This is a genomic window from Kitasatospora phosalacinea (assembly GCF_000717185.1).
Classification (GTDB): Bacteria; Actinomycetota; Actinomycetes; order Streptomycetales; family Streptomycetaceae; genus Kitasatospora; species Kitasatospora phosalacinea_A.
The window spans coordinates 20209-38033 of record NZ_JNYE01000004.1 but is presented as its reverse complement, the minus strand read 5'-3'; the positions used below and the strand labels follow the sequence as shown (position 1 = coordinate 38033).

Here is a 17825-nt window from a genome sequence, read left to right as displayed (position 1 = left end):
ACGGCAAGCAAGCACCGCAGCAAGACCCCCGAAAGCAAGACCCCCGAACGCACGTCAGCAACCGAACAGAGGAAGACGAACATGGCCGGCCACGGAGCCCCCGTCCTGTCCCCGGAGAACCTGGAGAACACCGCCGACCTGCGGGTCGCGGTCGTCGCCGCCCAGTGGCACGAGCAGGTGATGAACGGCCTGCTGGACGGCGCCCAGCGCGCCCTGAAGGAGCTCGGCGCGGACGGCGGCGCCACCGTGGTCCGCGTCCCCGGCACCTTCGAGCTGCCGGTCGCCGCCAAGCGCCTGGCCGACGCGGGCTACGACGCGGTGGTGGCGCTGGGCGTGGTGATCCGCGGCGGCACCCCGCACTTCGACTACGTCTGCCAGGGCGCCACCCTCGGCCTGACCCGGGTGTCGGTGGACACCGGCGTCCCGGTCGGCTTCGGAGTGCTCACCTGCGACACCGAGCAGCAGGCGCTGGACCGGGCCGGGCTGCCCGGCTCCGCCGAGGACAAGGGCCACGAGGCGGTCACCGCCGCGGTGGCCACCGCGGCCGCGCTGCGCGCCGCGGCCGCCCCGCGGAGCTGACCGGCCGTCCGTCCGGTCGTCCATCCGACTGTCCACGGTGCGAAACCGTTTACCGTCCGTCAGCCCGCACCCCGTAAGGTGAGCCCATCATGGCTTCCAAGACATTCGAGGAGCTCTTCGCCGAGCTCCAGCAGAAGGCCGCCACCGGCGACCCCGCGACCTCCCGTACCGCCCAGCTCGTGCAGCAGGGCGTCCACGCGATCGGCAAGAAGGTCGTCGAGGAGGCCGCCGAGGTCTGGATGGCCGCCGAGTACCAGTCGCCCGAGGAGGCGGCGGAGGAGATCTCCCAGCTCCTCTACCACGTCCAGGTGATGATGCTCGCCCGCGGGCTGACGCTCGAAGACGTCTACAAGTACCTCTAAGCCCCACCCCACAATGATCGCCAACGCGAAGGGTTCGCCTCTCATGCTCCGCATCGCCGTCCCCAACAAGGGTTCGCTCTCGGGTCCCGCGGCGGAGATGCTCCATGAGGCCGGCTACCGGCAGCGCAAGGAGGCCAAGGAACTCGTCCTGGTCGACCCGGACAACCAGGTCGAGTTCTTCTTCCTGCGCCCGCGCGACATCGCCGTGTACGTCGGCTCCGGCCGGCTCGACGTCGGCATCACCGGCCGCGACCTGCTGCTGGACTCCGCCTCGGAGGCCGAGGAGGTGCTCGCGCTCGGCTTCGCCGGGTCGACGTTCCGCTTCGCCAAGCCGGTCGGCACCGAGCTCTCCGACGTCCGTGACCTGGACGGCCTGCGGATCGCCACCTCGTACACCGGCCTGGTCGAGCAGCACCTCGCCGAGCACGGCGTGAAGGCCACCGTCACCAAGCTGGACGGCGCGGTCGAGACCGCCGTGCACCTGGGCGTCGCCGACGTGATCGCCGACGTGGTGGAGACCGGCACCAGCCTGCGCAACGCGGGCCTGGAGGTGTTCGGCGACCCGATCCTGGTCTCCGACGCCGTGGTGATCCGCTCCAAGGGCGCGGGCGAGGACGCCGCGGTCGAGCAGTTCCTGCGCCGCCTGCAGGGCGTGCTGGTGGCCCGCCGCTACGTGCTGATGGACTACGACATCCGCGCGGAGAAGGTCGGCGAGGCCGTCGCCCTCACCCCGGGCCTGGAGTCGCCGACCGTCTCGCCGCTGCACACCGAGGGCTGGGTGGCCGTCCGCTCGATGGTGCTCCGCAAGGAGGCCCAGCGGATCATGGACGACCTGTGGGCGATCGGCGCCCGCGCCATCCTGGTCACCAACATCCACGCCTGCCGCATCTGACCCGCCACCGGACGGGGGCCGCCGCCCGCGGCCCCCGCGCCACCCTGGAGCCACCCGTGCCCGTGCCGCCCGCCGCCGCCGCCACCGCCCTGCCCGTGACCTGGGCGCCCCGCCGCAACCGCGTCGTGCTCTACGCGCTGTGCGCCGTGATGGTGGTGCTGTTCTCGGTGCTCGCCGTCGTGCTGCCGGAGAGCTGGCAGTTCAACGACCGGGCGATGATGGTCGGGTCCGGCCTGCTGTTCGCCGCGGTCGGCGTGATGCTGGCCCGCCCCCAGGTGGTCGCCGACGAGGCGGGCCTGACCGTGGTCAACTTCGTCCGCAGCCGGCGGTTGTCCTGGGCCGAGGTGGTCCGGGTGAACTTCCGGGCGGGCGACCCCTGGGTGGTGCTCGACCTCGCGGACGGCACCGCGCTGGCCGCCGTCGGCATCCAGCCCGGCGGCGGGCGCGAGCAGGCCATCGCCGCCGCCCGCGCCCTGCGCGACCTGGTCGAGCAGCGCGGCACCGGGGGGCAGCGGCCCTGACACGCCCCCGGACGGACGGGTCGAACAGGGGCCCCGGAAGCGTTCGGGTATCGTCTACGCTGGTAAAACCGCGGCAAAGCCCACCCGAGAACCGGGCTCCCCGCGTCCGCCCGCGACCAGAGGAGTGACACCTCCCCTCGATGGACGATCCGTCCGGTAGTACCCGCGCCGCCGCGCACGTTTCCAGTCAGGGAAGGCGGGCGGCCCGATGACCACCGCCTGGCTCCTGCTGCTCGCGGCATTCCTGCTCATCCTCGCCAACGGCCTGTTCGTGGCCGCCGAGTTCGCGTTCGTGACCGCCGACCGCGGCACGGTGGAACGCGCCGCGGCCGGCGGCGACCGCAAGGCCAAGAGCCTGTCGAAGGCCCTGCACAAGCTGTCCTTCCAGCTCTCCGGCGCCCAACTCGGCATCACCATCACCTCACTGGTGGTCGGCATGCTCGCCGAACCGGCGCTGTCCGTCCTGCTCACGCCGGTGTTCACCGCCGTCGGCCTGCCCGAGTCGGCGGCCCGCGGCACCGCGGTGCTGGTCGGCCTGGTGCTGGCCACCGTGATCCAGATGGTGATCGGCGAGCTCGTCCCGAAGAACTGGGCGATCTCCCGGCCGATCCAGGTCGCCTACGCGGTGGTCGGCCCGCAGCGCGCGTTCTCCGCCGCCTGCCGACCGCTGATCGCGTTCCTCAACGGCTCCGCCGACCGGATCGTCCGGGCCCTCGGCGTCGAACCGCAGGAGGAGCTCGGCCACGCCCGCACCGCCGACGAACTCGTCGCGCTGGCCCGGCACTCGTACCAGGCCGGCGTGATGGACGAGCAGTCCGCGACGCTGTTCGTCCGCACCCTGGGCCTGCGCGAGCTGACCGCCGAGTCCGTGATGACCCCGCGGATCGACGTCGCCGCCCTCCAGGAGGACGCCACCGCCACCGACGTGCTCAACCTGACCCGGGCCACCGGGCTGAGCCGCTTCCCGGTGTACGCCGAGAGCCTCGACGAGGTCACCGGCACCGTCACCCTCAAGGACGCCCTCGCCGTCCCCGCCGGGCGGCGCGACCACACCAGGGTCCGCCACCTGGCCGCCCCGCCGCTGCTGGTGCCCGAGACCATGCCCGCCGAGCGGCTGCTCGACCTGCTGCGCGGCCGCGAACCGATGGCCGTGGTGGTCGACGAGTACGGCGGCACCGCGGGCGTCGCCACCATCGAGGACATCGTCGAGGAGGTGGTCGGCGAGGTCCAGGACGAGCACGACCCCGCCGACACCCCCGACCTGCGCCCGCTCGCCCCGCGCGACGGACTGCCGGTCTGGGACGCCGACGGCCGGGCCCGGCTCGACCAGCTCGCCAAGATCGGCCTGAACGCCCCCGACGGCCCGTACGAGACGCTCGGCGGCCTGCTCGCCGACCTGCTCGGCAAGCTCCCCGCCGTCGGCGAGCACGCCCACCTGCCCGGCTGGGAGCTGACGGTGACCGCCGTCGACCGGCACCGCACCAGCCGGGTCGAGGTCCGCCGGGTGCACGACGGGCACGACGACCTGGACGGCCACCGATGAGCGCCCTGCAACTCGCCTTCTCCCTGCTCCTGCTGCTCGGCAACGCCTTCTTCGTCGGCGCCGAGTTCGCCGTCATCTCGGTGCGCCGCAGCCAGGTCGAACCGCTCGCCGAGGCGGGCGACAAGCGCGCCCGCACCGTCCTGCACGCGCTGTCCAATGTCTCCGCGATGCTGGCCGCCGCCCAACTCGGCATCACCGTCTGCTCGCTGCTGCTGGGCGCGCTCGCCGAACCCACCATCGCGCACCTGCTGGAGCCCGCCTTCCACGCGCTCGGCGTGCCCGACTCGGCGATGCACCTGCTGAGCTACGTCATCGCGCTGAGCATCGTGGTGTTCCTGCACATGGTGATCGGCGAGATGGTCCCGAAGAACCTCGCCCTGGCCGGGCCGGAGAAGGCCGCGCTCTGGCTCGGCCCGCCGCTGGACCGCCTGGCCCGCCTGCTCGCCCCGTTCATCGCCTTCCTGAACGCCTTCGCCAACGGCGTGCTGCGGCTGTTCCGGGTCGAGCCCAAGGACGAGGTCGACTCGGTCGCCACCAGCGAGCAGCTGCTGCTGATGCTCACCGACTCCGGCGAGGCCGGGCTGCTCGACGACAGCCGCCGCGAACGCCTGGAGGACGCCCTGGAGATGGGCCGCCGCCCGGTCACCGAGGTGCTGCTCGACCCCGAGCAGCTGGTCACCGTCGGCCGCGAGGTCACCGGCGAGGAGATCCAGCGCCTGGCCGTGCGCACCGGTTTCTCCCGCTTCCCGGTCGCCGACGAGCAGGGCACCGTCCTCGGCTACCTGCACGTCAAGGACTCGCTGGAGGCCGACGACCTCGCCGCGCCCGTCCCGGCCCGGCTGTGGCGGCCGATCACCGTGCTGCGCTCCGGCCTGCCGCTGGACGACGCGCTCGCCGCGATGCGCCGCGCCGCCGCCCACCTGGCCGCCGTGGTCGACCCGGACGGGCGCCAGCTCGGCCTGGTCGCCCTGGAGGACGTGCTGGAGGAACTGGTCGGCGAGGTGCACGACCCCGACCACCGGCCGCCCGCCGCCGCCCAGCGCTGACGGCGCGGCCCGCGACGGCCGCGGGCCGACCCCCGCCCGGGGGCCGGCCCGCGGCCGTCGCGGCCGTCGCGTCAGGCCACGGTGACCGTGACCTGGGTGAAGCCCAGCGAGGTCAGCAGGCCCGTGAGCATCGCCTTGGTGTTGGTCTCCGCGGTCGCCGTCAGTTCGGTGTCCTTCGCCGCCTTGTCGATCTTCTCGACGGCGAGCATCTCCACCTTGTGCTGGTCCTCGGCGGTGCTGTCCGAGAACAGGTCGCCGAGCCGGTCGAACAGGCCGCGCTCGTGCGAGTACATGTAGGAGCGCTCGACGTCCAGCGCCGCCCCGGCGAGCTGCGCGTGCGGGATGGTGACGGACGCCGTCCGCCGGTCCTCGGAGACCTTCACCGAGTCCGCCCCGAGCTTGCCGAGGTCCACGTACGCCTCGACGCTGCCCGAGCCCACGTACAGGCTGCGGGAGCCCAGGATCGCCGACGGCAGGAACTTCGCCTCGTTCGCGAGGTCCACGATGACCTGGAAGTCGCCGGTGGCCGCGTTGTAACGGCTCATGTTCTGCACCGACTTGAGGACCGCGGGCTGGCTGCGGTCGACCGTCTTCTCGCCGAAGGGGTTGGGGATCCCCGGCAGCCAGCCCAGGTTCCCCATCGCCAGGAACAGTGCCAGGATCACGGCCAGCGTGACCGGCAGGGAGACGTACCAGGGCACCCCGCGGCGCCCGGCCGTCCGCTCGCCCGCGCCCTTCGGCGCGGGGACGTCCTCCGACCGCTGCGGCCGGGTCCGGCGCGGCCCGCTCACTGGCGGCCGTCGATGAGCTCCCCGTACGCCTGCAGCAGGTCCGGCAGGCGCAGCGTCGCCAGGTCCTCCCGGGAGGGGGCGCCGCGCTGGCCGGACAGCCGCAGGTCGCGGTAGGCGCAGGACTTCTCGTACAGGGTGCGGACGAAGCGGCCGTTGCCGAGCTGGTCGATCCAGCCCTCGGTGACCACGTAGCCGCAGAGCGAGGAGAGTTCCTCGGTCGCGTCGACGTCCCAGACGTCGCCGTCGGCCTGCGCCAACTTCAGGCCGATGTCGGTCAGTTCGGCGGGCCGGTAGGAGGGGAAGTCGACCCGGGTGGTGAAGCGGGAGTTCAGGCCCGGGTTCGTTGCCAGCAGTCGATTCATGCCGTCCGGGTACCCCGCGAGGATGACGACCAATCTGTCCCGATTGTCCTCGGCCCGCTTGAGCAGTACCTGCAGCGCCTCGTCGCCGTACGCGTCGCCCTTGCTGTAGCCGGAGTTGGCCAGCGAGTACGCCTCGTCTATGAACAGCACGCCGTCCAGCGCCGAGTCGATCAGCTCGTTCGCCTTCACCGCCGTCTGGCCGAGGAACTCGCCCACCAGGTCGGCCCGCTGGGCCTCCACCAAGTGGTCGCCGGAGAGCAGCCCGAGGGCGTGGAAGACCCGGCCGAGGATCCGGGCGACCGTGGTCTTGCCGGTGCCCGAGGGGCCGGAGAACACGAAGTGCCGCTTCGGCGGCTGCACCGGCAGCCCGCGGTCCGCGCGCAGCCGGGCCATCCGCAGCTGCGCGGACAGCGCCCGCACCTGGCGCTTGACCGGGTCCAGGCCGACCATCGCCTCCAGCTCGGCCAGCGCCCGGTCCAGCTCCGGCCGGGCCGCCGGGCCCGGGTTCGGCCCCGCGGGCGGAACGGCCTGCGCCGCGGGCCGGCCGGCCGGCCGCGGCGGCGGCGCCGGGGAGCCCGCGGCCCGCTCGGCCAGCTGCGCCCGTCCCGGCCCGGCGGCGGCCCCGCCGTCGTCCTCCTCGGCGCAGGCCTCCTCGCTGACCCCGCCGGAGCCGCCGCGGAACTCCACCGGCTCCAGCTCCTCCAGCTCCTCCAGCGCACCGGCGCCCGCCGCCGCGCCCCGGTACTCGCCGAACGCCTCGCCGTCCAGCAGCCCGTCCTCCGCGGCGATCGCCGCCAGCCGCTGCTCGGTGTCCATGAACGCCGGGTCCGCCCGGTGCACCGCCCGGTACAGCGGCAGCGCCGCCGCACTGCGCCCCGCGCCCTCGTACGCCCGGGCCAGCCAGTAGCGCAGCTCCTTGCGCTGCGGCTGCTCGGAGCGGCAGCGCGCCAGCGAGGCCGCCAGCGGGCGCTGGGCCTGCGCGCACATGTCGAGCCGGACGCGGGCCATGCCCGCGAACAGGCCCGCCTCGATGCCCAGCAGCGGGTCGTCCAGCAGCCGGTCGGTGTCCCGGACCAGCTGCTCCCAGTCCTTGAGCAGGTAGGAGCGGCAGGCGTGCAGGAAGCGCACCGCGGGCTCCCGATCGGGCGGCGGACAGGCCGTCAGGGCCTGCTCCAGCTCGGGCAGGTGACGGCCGTCCAGCCAGTGCGAGGCGTGCGCGAGCGCCAGGTCCTGCGGGGTCTCCAGCACCGGCTGCACCCACCAGCCCAGCCAGTACCAGGAGCTGAGCGGGCGGCGGTGGCGCTCGCGCTGCTCGCCGAAGCGGTCCCGGTGCCGGTGCATCGCCAGCAGGGCGCCCGCGGTGTCGCTGCGCAGCGCGTGCAGGCCCAGCCAGGCGTCGGCCATGCCGGGGTCGACGTAGACCGCGGCGCGGAACTCCTCCTCCGCGCGGGCGTACGAACCGGCCGTGTAGGCGTCCATGGCACGCGACCAGGCGCGGTCGGCGTCCGGATCCGGACCCGCCGCGGCGGGACCCTTCCCGCCGGAACTCTCCACCGTCACTGACGCCCCCCGCCAGACCTCGGGGCGCTCCTCTGCGCGCCTGCGTGGCATGGTACCGGCGCGGCGCTGATCCGTAAGGGTGCCGCGCGGCTCGAATGGCGCGAGACGATCGCTCACCGGCGCGCGGGCGAGGAGGCAGGACGGCGCCTCCGGCTCACGGGGGAACAAGCCGGAGACGCCGTGTCTGTGGTTGCGGATTCAACTGCTTTCCGCGACACGCAGAACTTAAATCCTGTTGATGTTGCAGGTCAAGAGGGGTTCGAACGGTTCACTCAGGGTGCTCCGAAGGATTCGCCCGGTGACCCCGTCGACCCGGACGTGCGCGTGCGGACGGCTCGGGTCCGCCGCGAAGTGGGCTTCCTCCGCACACGCCCAACCCGCCCAGAACTCGGCCAGTTCCGGACCGTCCCGCAGCTCCCCGCGGGCCCGCGCGGCCGCCTGGTCCAGCTCCATCCACAGCAGCGCCGCCAGCTGCGGGCGCACCGCCCGCCGGCCCGCGCCCACCCCCTCCAGCAGCACCACCGGCGCGGCGGGCACCTCCCGGGCGGCGCCGAACCCCCGCGCCGTCCAGTCGTACACCGCGTGCCGGGCCGCGGCCCCGCGCGCCAGCGGCTCCAGCACCTGCGCGCGCAGCCGCCCCGTCCAGCCGAACGGCTCCCGGTGGGTGGCCAGGTCGTCCAGGTGCACCACCGGGGCGCCGCCGAGCGCGGCCGACAGCCGCCCGGCGAAGGTGGTCTTGCCGGAGCCCGCGTGCCCGTCCACCGCGACCAGCCGCACCGGCCCGAGCGAGGGCGGCAGCGCGAGCAGGTCCGCGGCCAGCGCGGACAGGTCGGGGGAGTCGGCGTCCATCCGGCCAGGGTACGCGGGGGCCGGGGCCGTCATCGTGGGGTGATCCCGGAGGGCACCGCGCCGCGGCGCCCTCGTCGGGACGTCGGGCCGTCGGGGACGGCCCGGCTCCTCGTGCGCGGACTCAGGCCGCGCGGCGGTCGCGCTGCGCGGGCAGGAAGGCGCGCACCGCGCGGTGGGCCCCGGCGTGCGAGAACGGCTGGGTGCGCCAGTCCAACGCCGTCGGGAGCACCACCAGGTTGTCCAGGCCGCCCTGGTCGAGCTGCTCCTCGCACTCGGGCAGGTCGGCGGTCGGCGCGCCGGTGCCCCGGCAGATCGCGGGCTGGAAGGGGTTCCACGCGGAGGTGAGCACCGCGTGCTGCGGCAGGCGCTCCTCGTCCCCGATCAGGGCGATCGGGCGGTCGCACTCCGGGCAGTGCACCCGGACGATCTCCCAGGTGTCGGCCGCGCCCGGGTCGGCCCCGAAGGGCGCCTCGGACGCGCCGGGTTCGTCCTCGACGTCGGAACGCTGGTCGGTGGAAGGCATTCTGATCCCCCTAGGATCGGGCCGGAGCCTCTCGTTGTCCGGGCCACCAGCAGCACTTCCCCATGACGGGACGTCATAACCCTGCACTCCGGCGCACGGTGATGCATTCCCTGTGTTCCTCGCCACATTCCCTTGGCATGTGCCCCCCGGATGCGCCCCCGGTGAGCTGTCTGCACGGCCCGGCCGCGATCGAGTAGGTTGACGCCTTGTGGAGGAACTCGACCAGCGCATCGTCCAGCTGCTGCTGCAGGACGGACGGATGAGCTACACCGACCTGGGCAAGGCCACCGGCCTGTCCACCTCGGCCGTGCACCAGCGGGTGCGCCGCCTCGAGCAGCGCGGCGTCATCCGCGGCTACACCGCCATCGTCGACCCGGAGGCGGTCGACCTGGCGCTCACCGCGTTCATCTCGGTCAAGCCCTTCGACCCCAGCGCCCCCGACGACACTCCCGAACGCCTGGTCGGCCTCGCCGAGATCGAGGCCTGCCACAGCGTCGCGGGCGACGAGAACTACATCCTCAAGGTCCGCGTCCCCGGCCCCGGCGACCTGGAGGACCTGCTCGCCCGGATCCGCTCCGCCGCGGGCGTCTCCACCCGCACCACCGTCGTCCTCTCCACCCCGTACGAGGCCCGCCCCCCGAAGCTCTGACCAGGCACTCCGGGGTGCGAGACTGGACGCCATGACCGAACGCACCGACCGGACCGTGCTGCTGCGCGGCGGCAACGTCTACAGCCCCGCCGACCCCTTCGCCACCGCCATGCTGGTCGAGGGGCAGCACGTCGCCTGGGTCGGCAGCGACGGGGCCGCCGAAGCGTACGCCGACACCGCCGACGAGATCGTCGAACTGGACGGCGCCCTGGTCACCCCCGCCTTCGTCGACGCCCACGTGCACGCCACCTCCACCGGCCTCGCCCTCACCGGGCTCGACCTCACCGACAGCGCCTCGCTCGCCGAAACCCTGCGGCGCACCGCCGAGTTCTGCGCCCCCCGCACCGGCGGCGCGCAGATCGGCCACGGCTGGGACGAGACCCGCTGGCCCGAGCACCGCGCCCCCGCGCTCGCCGAACTCGACGCCGCCGCCGGGCCCGTCCCGCTCTACCTCTCCCGCACCGACGTCCACTCCGGCCTGGCCAGCAGCGCGCTGCGCGCCCTCGTCCCCGGCCTGGACGCGCTCCCCGGGTACAGCGCCGACGGCCCGCTCACCCGGGACGCCCACCACGCCGTCCGGCAGGCCGCCCTGGCCCACCTCACCGCCGGGCAGCGCCGCGCCGCCCAGCTCGCCACCCTGCGCCGGGCCGCCGAACTCGGCATCGGCACCCTGCACGAGTGCGCCGGGCCGCAGATCTCCTCCGCCGAGGACCTCGCCGCGCTGCTCGCCCTCGCCGCCGAGACCGACGGCCCCGAGGTGTACGGCTACTGGGGCGAGACCGGCCCCGAGGGCGTCGCCACCGCCCGGCGCCTGGGCGCGGTCGGCGCGGGCGGCGACCTGTTCGTCGACGGCGCCCTCGGCTCGCACACCGCCTGCCTGCACGACCCGTACGCCGACGCCCCGCACACCGGCGCCGCCTACCTGAGCGCCGCCGAGATCGCCGACCACGTCACCGCCTGCACCGAGGCGGGCCTGCAGGCCGGGTTCCACGCCATCGGCGACGCCGCGATCGGCGCCGTCGTCGAGGGCGTCCGGGCCGCCGCCGACAAGCTCGGCCACGACCGGGTCAAGGCCGCCCGGCACCGGGTCGAGCACGCCGAGGCGCTCACCCCCGAGACGCTCGCCGCGTTCGCCGAACTCGGCCTCACCGCCTCCGTCCAGCCCGCCTTCGACGCCGCCTGGGGCGGCCCCGACGGCATGTACGCCGCCCGCCTCGGCACCGAGCGCGCCGCCGCCCTCAACCCGTACGCGGCGATGCTGCGCACCGGCGTCCCGCTGGCCTTCGGCTCGGACGCGCCGGTCACCCCGCTCGACCCGTGGGGCACCGTCCGGGCCGCCGCCTTCCACCGCACCCCCGAGCACCGGATCTCGGTGCGCGCCGCCTTCACCGCCCACACCCGCGGCGGCCACCGGGCGCTCGGCCACGACACCGACGGCGTCCTCGTGCCCGGCGCCCTCGCCTCCTACGCCGTCTGGGACACCGCCGACCTGGTCGTCCAGGCCCCCGACAGCCGGGTCGCGGGCTGGTCCACCGACCCGCGCTCCGGCACCCCCGGCCTGCCCGACCTCACCCCCGGCGAGCCCCTGCCCACCTGCCTGCGCACCGTCGTCCGCGGCCGCACCGTCCACCGGGCCTGAGCGCCGGTCCACCGGGCCTGAGCGCCGGTCCGCCGGGCCCGGGCACTGCTCCGCCGGGCCGGACATTCGTCCAAGACCCGGGGCGGACGGGACGCGCAGGGTGGGGGCACCACGCCAGGAGAGGACAGCGCGATGCCCACCGACCCGTTCGACCCGTTCACCCCGGCCCTCGACCTCGCCGCGGCCGTCCGCCGCCGCGAGCTCGGCCCCGTGGAGCTCGCCGAGGGCTACCTGCGGCGCGCCGACCGCCTCGACCCGGTGCTCAACGCCTTCTGCTTCCGCGACGACGGGGCCGTGCTGGCCGCCGCCCGGGCCGCCGAACGGCGGGTCCTGGCGGCCCGGGCGGGCGAGCGGCTGCCCCCGTTCCTGGGCGTGCCGCTGCCGGTGAAGGACCTCGCGGACGTCGCCGGGTGGCCCACCACGTACGGCTCGCTCGCCACCCCGCGGGAGCCCGCCGCCGCCACCGACCCGGCGGTGGGGAGGCTGCTGGCCGCCGGGTTCGTGCCGATGGGCAAGACCACCACCTCCGAGTTCGGGGCGCTCCCGTTCACCGAGAGCCCCGCCCTGGGCGTCACCCGCAACCCGTGGGACACCGACCGCACCCCCGGCGGCTCCTCCAGCGGCGCGGGCGCCGCCGTCGCCGCCGCCCTGGCCCCGCTCGCGCACGCCGAGGACGGCGGCGGGTCGATCCGCATCCCCGCCTCCTGCACCGGCCTGGTCGGCCTCAAACCCACCCGCGGCCGGGTCGCCGGGGCCACCGTCCTGGTCGAGGGCCTGGCGACGAGCGGCGCCGTCACCCGCACCGTGGAGGACACCGCGGCCGTCCTGGACGCGCTGGCCCGGCACGACCCCGGCAGCTGGTGGTCCCCGCCCGACCCCGCCCGCCCGTACGCCGCCGCGCTCGAACAGGCGCCGCCGACCGGCCTGCGGATCGGGCACCTCACCGACTCCCCGGTCGACGGGATCGCCGTCGACCCGGCCTGCCGCACCGCCGTCGACGCCGCGCTGCGCGCCCTGGAGCACGCCGGGCACCACCTCGTCGACACCCCGCTGCCGCTGCCGCCCGCCGCCGAACTGGTCGCCGCCTTCACCGCGGTCTGGAACACCGGCGCCGCCGCCGTCCCGCTCACCGACCCCGAGCTGGTCGAACCGCACAACCGGGCGCTGCGCGAGGCCGCGCACGCCGTCGACTCCTGGGCGTACGCGCGGGCCGTGCAGAGCGCCCAGCGGCTCTCCCGCCGCCTGGTCGAGGGCTTCCTCGCCGGGTTCGACCTGCTGGTCACCCCCACCATGGCCTGCCTGCCGCCGCGGATCGGCGCCTGGCGCACCGGCACCGCCGCCGATCCGGGCGCCGCCGTCCGCAACTCCTACCCGATGGGCGTCTTCACCTCGGTGTTCAACGTCACCGGCCAGCCCGCGATCTCGCTGCCGCTGCACCGGGACGCGGCCACCGGCCTGCCCGTCGGCGTCCAACTGGTCGCCGCCCCCTGGCGCGAGGACCTGCTCCTGCAGGTCGCCCGCACCCTGGAGGAGGCCCTGCCGTGGGCCGGGCACCGCCCGCCGGTCGGCCGCTGACGGGCCGTCGGCCGGACGGGGCGGCCGGGGGAGTGAGGTACCTTTCCTGGGACGTCGAACGAGGTCGGACCCGCGCGCCCGGCGCGCGCGGGGACGGCCCCGAGGTAGAGAGGTGGTGCGCAGGTGGCACTGCCGGTTTCGCACGAGCAGCCCGAGCAGCAGGAGCAGCCGGTGGCCGAGGAGGGCCCGCAGCCCGCGGCGGCCGCGCCCGCGCCCGGCCGCCGCAAGGCCTGGTGGGCCCGGACCGGCCTGGCCGCGCTCTCCGGACTGGCACTGGCCCTCGCCTTCCCGCCGTTCGACGTGTGGCCGCTGTCGATCCTCGCGGTGGCCGCCCTGGCCCTGCTCACCCGCGGCCGCACCGCCCGGCACGGCGCCTGGCTCGGCTTCGCCTTCGGCGTGCCGTTCTTCGTGCTGCTGCTGTCCTGGCTGCGCCCGGTCGGCTGGGACGCCACCGTCGGCCTGTCGCTGATCGAGGCGCTGTTCCTGGCCCTGATGGGCGCGGGCCTGGCACTGACCTCGAAGCTGCGCGGCTGGCCGCTGTGGGGCGCGGTGCTCTGGGTCACCCAGGAGTGGATGCGCGACCGGCTGCCGTTCGGCGGCTTCCCGTGGGGCCGGCTGGCGTTCGCCAACACCGCCAGCCCGCTCACCCCGCTGGCCGCGCTCGGCGGCGCCCCGCTGGTGACCTTCGCGGTCGCGGGCAGCGGCACCCTGCTGGCCTGGGCGGCGCTCGCCGCCGTCCGCGCCCGCCGCACCGACACCGAACTGCCCTGGCGCACCGCCGTCGGCGCGGTGGGCGCGCTCGCCCTGGTGCTGGTCGGCTACGCGGTGCCGGTGCCGACCTCGGCCGACGACACCGTCAAGGTCGCCCTGGTCCAGGGCAACGTGGACCGCCCCGGCATGGACTTCCTGGGCCGCCCGATGGAGGTGCTGGACAACCACGCCACCGCCACCGAGAAGCTCGCCGCGGACGTCGCGGCCGGGAAGGTCGCCAAGCCCGACGTCGTGATCTGGCCGGAGAACGCCTCCGACCTGGACCCGTTCACCGACCCCGCCGCGTACGCCCGGATCGACGAGGCGGTCAAGGCCGTCGGCGTGCCCACCCTGGTCGGCGCCCTGGTCGACGGCCCCGACGAGCAGCACGTCCAGAACGAGGGCATCGTCTGGGACCCGGCCACCGGCCCCGGCGCCTCCTACACCAAGCAGCACCCGGTGCCGTTCGGCGAGTACGTGCCGTTCCGCGAGGAGCTGTCCAAGGTGATCAGCCGCCTGCAGCGGGTCGCCCGGGACTTCTACCCCGGCGACCACAACGGCGTGATGCAGCTCGGCCCGGCCCGGATCGGCGACGTCATCTGCTTCGAGGTCGCCTACGACGAGATCGTCCGGGACGCCGTCAACCAGGGCGGCCGGGTCATCGTCGTGCAGACCAACAACGCCACGTACAACAACACCGGGCAGACCGAGCAGCAGCTCGCGATGTCCCGGCTGCGGGCCGTCGAGCACGGGCGGGCGGTGCTGATCGCGGCCACCAGCGGCGTCTCCGCGGTGATCAACCCGGACGGCAGCGTGCAGCAGCGCACCGGCGAGATGGAGCAGGCCGTGCTGAACGCGGTGGTGCCGCTGCGCGACGGGAAGACGCTCGCCGACCGGGTCGGCGCCGGGCCGGAGTGGGTGCTGGCCGTCGGCGGCGTGCTGGCCTGCGCGTTCGCGGCCACCGGCGCGGTGCGCCGCCGCCGGGCGGAGCGCCGGGCCGCGGACGGGGAGCGCGAGCCGCAGCACACGGCCTGAGCAGCGGCGGGCCGACGGCCCCGGGCGCGCGCCAGGAACACGGCGGCCCCCGGGGCCGTTGTGCTGGGTGGTGCCGTGGACGCGGCCGGGCAGGCCGGCCGCCGCGGAGAGCACCGCGATGGAGTGGATCCGTACCGTGTCCCAGCAAGCAACCCCGGCCCGCCCGGCCCGCCGAGGCAGGCTCGCCCGCGCCGTGCCGCTGCTGGCCGTCGCCTGGCTGGTGCTGGAGATCTGGCTGCTCACGGTGGTGGCCGGGTGGATCGGCTGGTTCCTGACGCTGCTGCTGCTGGTCGCCGGGGTGTTCCTCGGCGGCACGGTGATCAAGCGCGCCGGGGCCCGGGCCTTCCGGGCGGCCGTCGAGCTGTCCAAGGACCCGCAGTCCGCGCAGCCGCAGACCGGCACCTCGATGACGGTGCTGGCGGGCGTCCTGCTGATGGTCCCCGGCTTCCTGTCCGACCTGCTGGCCGTGACCTTCCTGCTGCCGCCGACCCGCGCGCTGTGGCGCGCCGTCGGCCGTCGGATCAGCGGCTCGGTGCTGCGCTCCACCTCCCCGGTCGGCGCGGACCGGTTCGCCGACGCGATGCGGCTGCAGGAGCAGCTGCGGATCCACCGGCCCGACGGCAAGGTCGTCCAGGGCGAGGTCGTCGACCCGCCCGCCGGGCCGGGCGGCCCCTCCGGCCCTTCCGGCCCGGACACCGGGTACCGGCCGCCGATCACGCCCTGACGGGCTGTCCACCGCCAGCTGTCCACCGCTACGCGGCCGTCCGTCGCCAGCAGGCGGCCGTCCGTGGCCGGGTGGGAGCGGGAACGCCGAAGGGCCCCGGCGGGGAACCGGGGCCCTTCGGCGTTGGTGCGTCGTGCTACTCGGTGCGTCGTGCTGCGGTGTCCGGCCGTCAGGCGGACTTGCGGGAGTCGCGCGGGTGGATCGCCAGGTTCATCCCGCCCGAGCGCAGGACGGCCAGGCGCTCGGCCAGGACCTCCTCCAGCTCCTCGCGCGTCCGGCGCTCCATCAGCATGTCCCAATGGGTGCGGGTGGGCTTGGTCTTCTTCTCCTCCGGCTCCTCGCCGTCGAGGAGGGCGGCCTCCTGACCGCAGAAGCGGCACTCCCACACCGAGGGAATCTCCGCCTCGACCGAGAACGGGACCTCGAAGCGGTGTCCGTTCTGACATGCGTACTCGACGGTCTGGCGGGGTGCCAGGTCAATGCCGCGGTCGGTCTCGTAGCTGGTCGCCCCGAGTCGCGTGCCGCGGAGAGCTCGCTCGCTCATGAATCGTGCCTCCCGGGCTTCTTGCCCACAGGACTAGTGGTCGCTGTCTTCGTCGTTGGGTCCAACGCTCGACCTCCGACGAAGATTCCCGTCGGGACATACGTCGCCTGTCGTGCCGCCCCTGTTTGTACCCATGGTGGCCCGTTTTGTCACATCTGAGCGGTGTTATCACCCGGCGTGTCACATTTTGTGCACTTCTGGCCGGGCCAGGTCCATGGCCAGACCACTGGTCAGGTCCTTGGCCAGTACCTCGGCCGGCACCTCGACCGGCACCTCGGCGCGCCCCTTGACCAGGTCCGCCCCGGCGGGCTCCACCAGCTCGGCGGCCAGCGGCGCCGGGGCGGCCGCCGCGGTGCGGGCCTCGCGGTGCGGCAGCAGCGCCATCACCGCGTCCCGCAGCGGGGCCGGGGCGTCCTCGTCCAGCGGGTCGACGGTCACCGGGACCTGCAGCCGGACCGGGGCGGCCGTGCCGATCCGGGCGTAGCCGCGGCCGGGCGGGGTGTGCGCGGCGGGCGCGATGTCCAGCGGGCCGCCCAGCGCGGCCGCGCCGGACTCGGCGTTCACCGGGCCCAGCACCACCCGGGTGCGGGTGCAGGCGCGCACGGTGGGGGAGATCCGGTCGCGGGCGTCCAGCGCGTCCGCGAACACCACCGTCACCCGGGCCGCCCGGCCGTGCCGCAGCGGCACCTCCAGCAGCTCCTGCGGATCGGTGCGGCCCTCCGCGTGCGCCAGCTCGGACAGCTCGGTCAGCCGGTCGAGCAGGATCCACAGCGGCCGGGTCACGTCGGAGGGTGCCGCCAGCCCGTGGTGCCGGGCCGCGTTCAGCGCCACCAGCCGCCGCTCGGTCTCCTGCGCGCACCACTCCAGCGCCGCCAGCGCCCCGTGCAGGCTGGTCTCCACCGTGTGCACGCCCGGACGGTTCACCAGGCAGGCGTGCTCGCCGGTGCTCGCCCCGTCCACCACCACCAGGTCGCCGAGCGGCAGCGCCTGCAGCGCGATCGAGCGCAGCAGCGTCGAGGTGCCGTGGCCGGGCGCGCCCAGCGCCAGCAGGTGCGGCTCGGCCGAACGCGGACCGACCCGCCAGACCACCGGCGGCTGCTGCTCGGTCACGCCGCCCTGCTCGACCGGGATGGTGCGCTGGCTGCCCGCGCCGTCGGTGAAGCCCAGCACGATCTCGCCCGGCGCCGTCACGAAGCGCTGCGCCGCGACGTCCGCGGGCAGCGGGGCCAGTGCCGACACCCGCAGCCGGTTCAGCTCCTCGTCCCAGTCGAAGCGGTACTCCCGCGACCGCCCCGCCTTGCCCTGCACCACCTGCTCGATCCGGGCCCGGGCGGCCGGCTCGGTGTCGGTGAAGTACGCCGGGTAGGCGATCTCCACCGCGGCCAGCCGCCCGTCCGCGTCGAACTCCCAGCCGCCGAACGCCGCCTTCCAGTCGCCGTCGACCCGGTACAGCGCGCCCGGGTCGTCGTAGCCGCCGAAGTACGGGGTGAGCGCCGCGTACAGGGCGGGCAGCTTGACGTCGGCCGGGTCCGGCGCGGGCTCCGCCGGGGCCTTGGGGGTGCGGCCGACCCAGGCCGCCGAGGCGAGCAGGGCGACGATCGCCAGCAGCGGGCCGTGCGGCAGCAGGAAGACGCCGAGCGCCACGGCCGCGCCGACCAGCAGCGTCGGGCCGCGCCGCTCCTTCGGGGTGGCCGCCCAGCGGGCCTTGGCCCAGTCGGCGTGGCGGCGCAGGCCGCGGCCGATCAGCGCCAGCGGTGCGAACACGTCGGCGGCGTGGTCGCCCGCGCTGCGGGCCAGGTCGCGGCCCCGGGTGAGGTGGCGGGTGAGGGACATGCGGGCTCCGGAGGGCAGGGAGGGGACGGGAGCGGGATCGGCCGGGGG

The 17825-nt window shown here is 75.1% G+C and carries 17 protein-coding genes; 11 read left to right on the top strand and 6 right to left on the bottom strand.

Going from position 1 to position 17825, the window contains the following annotated elements; translation table 11 throughout:
• Positions 1 to 81: 81 nt before the first annotated feature.
• From ribH to OO57_RS02805, 6 genes are all read left to right on the top strand, one after another.
• A complete protein-coding gene (gene ribH, locus OO57_RS02830) occupies positions 82 to 579 on the top strand; it encodes a 6,7-dimethyl-8-ribityllumazine synthase (RefSeq protein ID WP_033250630.1) in 498 nt (165 codons plus the stop codon).
• An 89-nt stretch (positions 580 to 668) separates the two neighbouring features.
• Positions 669 to 941, top strand: a complete 273-nt coding sequence (locus OO57_RS02825) for a phosphoribosyl-ATP diphosphatase (protein WP_033250629.1) — start codon at positions 669 to 671, stop codon at positions 939 to 941.
• 43 nt (positions 942 to 984) lie between these two features.
• A complete protein-coding gene (hisG, locus tag OO57_RS02820) occupies positions 985 to 1833 on the top strand; it encodes an ATP phosphoribosyltransferase (protein WP_033250628.1) in 849 nt (282 codons plus the stop codon).
• A gap of 56 nt (positions 1834 to 1889) precedes the next feature.
• On the top strand, positions 1890 to 2354 hold the full coding sequence (locus tag OO57_RS02815) for a PH domain-containing protein (RefSeq protein ID WP_418909867.1): 465 nt from the start codon (positions 1890 to 1892) through the stop codon (positions 2352 to 2354).
• A 208-nt stretch (positions 2355 to 2562) separates the two neighbouring features.
• Positions 2563 to 3897, top strand: a complete 1335-nt coding sequence (locus tag OO57_RS02810) for a hemolysin family protein (protein WP_033250627.1) — start codon at positions 2563 to 2565, stop codon at positions 3895 to 3897.
• Positions 3894 to 4943, top strand: a complete 1050-nt coding sequence (locus tag OO57_RS02805) for a hemolysin family protein (RefSeq protein ID WP_033250626.1) — start codon at positions 3894 to 3896, stop codon at positions 4941 to 4943. The genes OO57_RS02810 and OO57_RS02805 overlap by 4 nt, the downstream gene beginning before the upstream one ends.
• 71 nt (positions 4944 to 5014) lie before the next feature.
• Here OO57_RS02805 and OO57_RS02800 read toward each other — a convergent pair whose 3' ends face one another.
• From OO57_RS02800 to OO57_RS02785, 4 genes are all read right to left on the bottom strand, one after another.
• The gene (locus tag OO57_RS02800; RefSeq protein WP_051776437.1) at positions 5015 to 5734 is read right to left on the bottom strand and encodes a DUF4230 domain-containing protein; all 720 of its coding nucleotides are present in this window, start codon (positions 5732 to 5734) and stop codon (positions 5015 to 5017) included.
• Positions 5731 to 7575: an AAA family ATPase gene (locus OO57_RS02795; RefSeq protein ID WP_051776458.1), complete on the bottom strand. Its 1845-nt coding sequence runs from the start codon at positions 7573 to 7575 to the stop codon at positions 5731 to 5733. Before OO57_RS02795 ends, OO57_RS02800 begins: the two co-directional genes overlap by 4 nt.
• 306 nt (positions 7576 to 7881) lie before the next feature.
• On the bottom strand, positions 7882 to 8505 hold the full coding sequence (locus OO57_RS02790; RefSeq protein ID WP_033250625.1) for a uridine kinase family protein: 624 nt from the start codon (positions 8503 to 8505) through the stop codon (positions 7882 to 7884).
• A 121-nt stretch (positions 8506 to 8626) separates the two neighbouring features.
• Positions 8627 to 9028 (bottom strand): hypothetical protein, encoded by a 402-nt coding sequence (locus OO57_RS02785; protein WP_051776435.1) that lies wholly within the window; start codon positions 9026 to 9028, stop codon positions 8627 to 8629.
• 208 nt (positions 9029 to 9236) lie between these two features.
• Here OO57_RS02785 and OO57_RS02780 point away from each other — a divergent pair, with 208 nt between their 5' ends.
• The 5 genes from OO57_RS02780 to fxsA all read left to right on the top strand — a co-directional run bounded on the left by OO57_RS02780 (position 9237) and on the right by fxsA (position 15400).
• The gene (locus tag OO57_RS02780; RefSeq protein ID WP_033250624.1) at positions 9237 to 9677 is read left to right on the top strand and encodes an Lrp/AsnC family transcriptional regulator; all 441 of its coding nucleotides are present in this window, start codon (positions 9237 to 9239) and stop codon (positions 9675 to 9677) included.
• Between the two features lie 31 nt (positions 9678 to 9708).
• Positions 9709 to 11316 (top strand): amidohydrolase, encoded by a 1608-nt coding sequence (locus OO57_RS02775; RefSeq protein WP_033250623.1) that lies wholly within the window; start codon positions 9709 to 9711, stop codon positions 11314 to 11316.
• 132 nt (positions 11317 to 11448) lie between these two features.
• Entirely contained in the window at positions 11449 to 12891 is a 1443-nt protein-coding gene (locus OO57_RS02770) for an amidase (RefSeq protein ID WP_033250622.1), read from the top strand.
• A gap of 123 nt (positions 12892 to 13014) precedes the next feature.
• On the top strand, positions 13015 to 14676 hold the full coding sequence (lnt, locus tag OO57_RS02765) for an apolipoprotein N-acyltransferase (protein ID WP_051776433.1): 1662 nt from the start codon (positions 13015 to 13017) through the stop codon (positions 14674 to 14676).
• Between the two features lie 136 nt (positions 14677 to 14812).
• Complete coding sequence (gene fxsA / locus OO57_RS02760; RefSeq protein WP_234337193.1) at positions 14813 to 15400, top strand: FxsA family membrane protein; 588 nt, start codon at positions 14813 to 14815, stop codon at positions 15398 to 15400.
• A 169-nt stretch (positions 15401 to 15569) separates the two neighbouring features.
• Here the strand turns inward: fxsA and OO57_RS02755 are convergent, their stop codons facing one another.
• Together OO57_RS02755 and OO57_RS02750 are read right to left on the bottom strand one after the other, a co-directional pair.
• Positions 15570 to 15944, bottom strand: a complete 375-nt coding sequence (locus tag OO57_RS02755; RefSeq protein ID WP_030461424.1) for an RNA polymerase-binding protein RbpA — start codon at positions 15942 to 15944, stop codon at positions 15570 to 15572.
• A gap of 180 nt (positions 15945 to 16124) precedes the next feature.
• Positions 16125 to 17777, bottom strand: coding sequence for a hypothetical protein (locus OO57_RS02750; protein ID WP_081973417.1), 1653 nt, complete (start codon positions 17775 to 17777; stop codon positions 16125 to 16127).
• Positions 17778 to 17825 lie beyond the last annotated feature (48 nt).

Bases quoted from the DNA above. Each gene is read 5' to 3' on its own strand.
- ribH (WP_033250630.1), top strand. From the start codon at position 82: ATGGCCGGCCACGGAGCCCCCGTCCTGTCCCCGGAGAACCTGGAGAAC.
- OO57_RS02825 (WP_033250629.1), top strand. From the start codon at position 669: ATGGCTTCCAAGACATTCGAGGAGCTCTTCGCCGAGCTCCAGCAGAAG.
- hisG (WP_033250628.1), top strand. From the start codon at position 985: ATGCTCCGCATCGCCGTCCCCAACAAGGGTTCGCTCTCGGGTCCCGCG.
- OO57_RS02810 (WP_033250627.1), top strand. From the start codon at position 2,563: ATGACCACCGCCTGGCTCCTGCTGCTCGCGGCATTCCTGCTCATCCTC.
- OO57_RS02805 (WP_033250626.1), top strand. From the start codon at position 3,894: ATGAGCGCCCTGCAACTCGCCTTCTCCCTGCTCCTGCTGCTCGGCAAC.
- OO57_RS02795 (WP_051776458.1), bottom strand. From the start codon at position 7,575: ATGGACGCCTACACGGCCGGTTCGTACGCCCGCGCGGAGGAGGAGTTC.
- OO57_RS02790 (WP_033250625.1), bottom strand. From the start codon at position 8,505: ATGGACGCCGACTCCCCCGACCTGTCCGCGCTGGCCGCGGACCTGCTC.
- OO57_RS02785 (WP_051776435.1), bottom strand. From the start codon at position 9,028: ATGCCTTCCACCGACCAGCGTTCCGACGTCGAGGACGAACCCGGCGCG.
- OO57_RS02775 (WP_033250623.1), top strand. From the start codon at position 9,709: ATGACCGAACGCACCGACCGGACCGTGCTGCTGCGCGGCGGCAACGTC.
- OO57_RS02770 (WP_033250622.1), top strand. From the start codon at position 11,449: ATGCCCACCGACCCGTTCGACCCGTTCACCCCGGCCCTCGACCTCGCC.
- OO57_RS02755 (WP_030461424.1), bottom strand. From the start codon at position 15,944: ATGAGCGAGCGAGCTCTCCGCGGCACGCGACTCGGGGCGACCAGCTAC.
- OO57_RS02750 (WP_081973417.1), bottom strand. From the start codon at position 17,777: ATGTCCCTCACCCGCCACCTCACCCGGGGCCGCGACCTGGCCCGCAGC.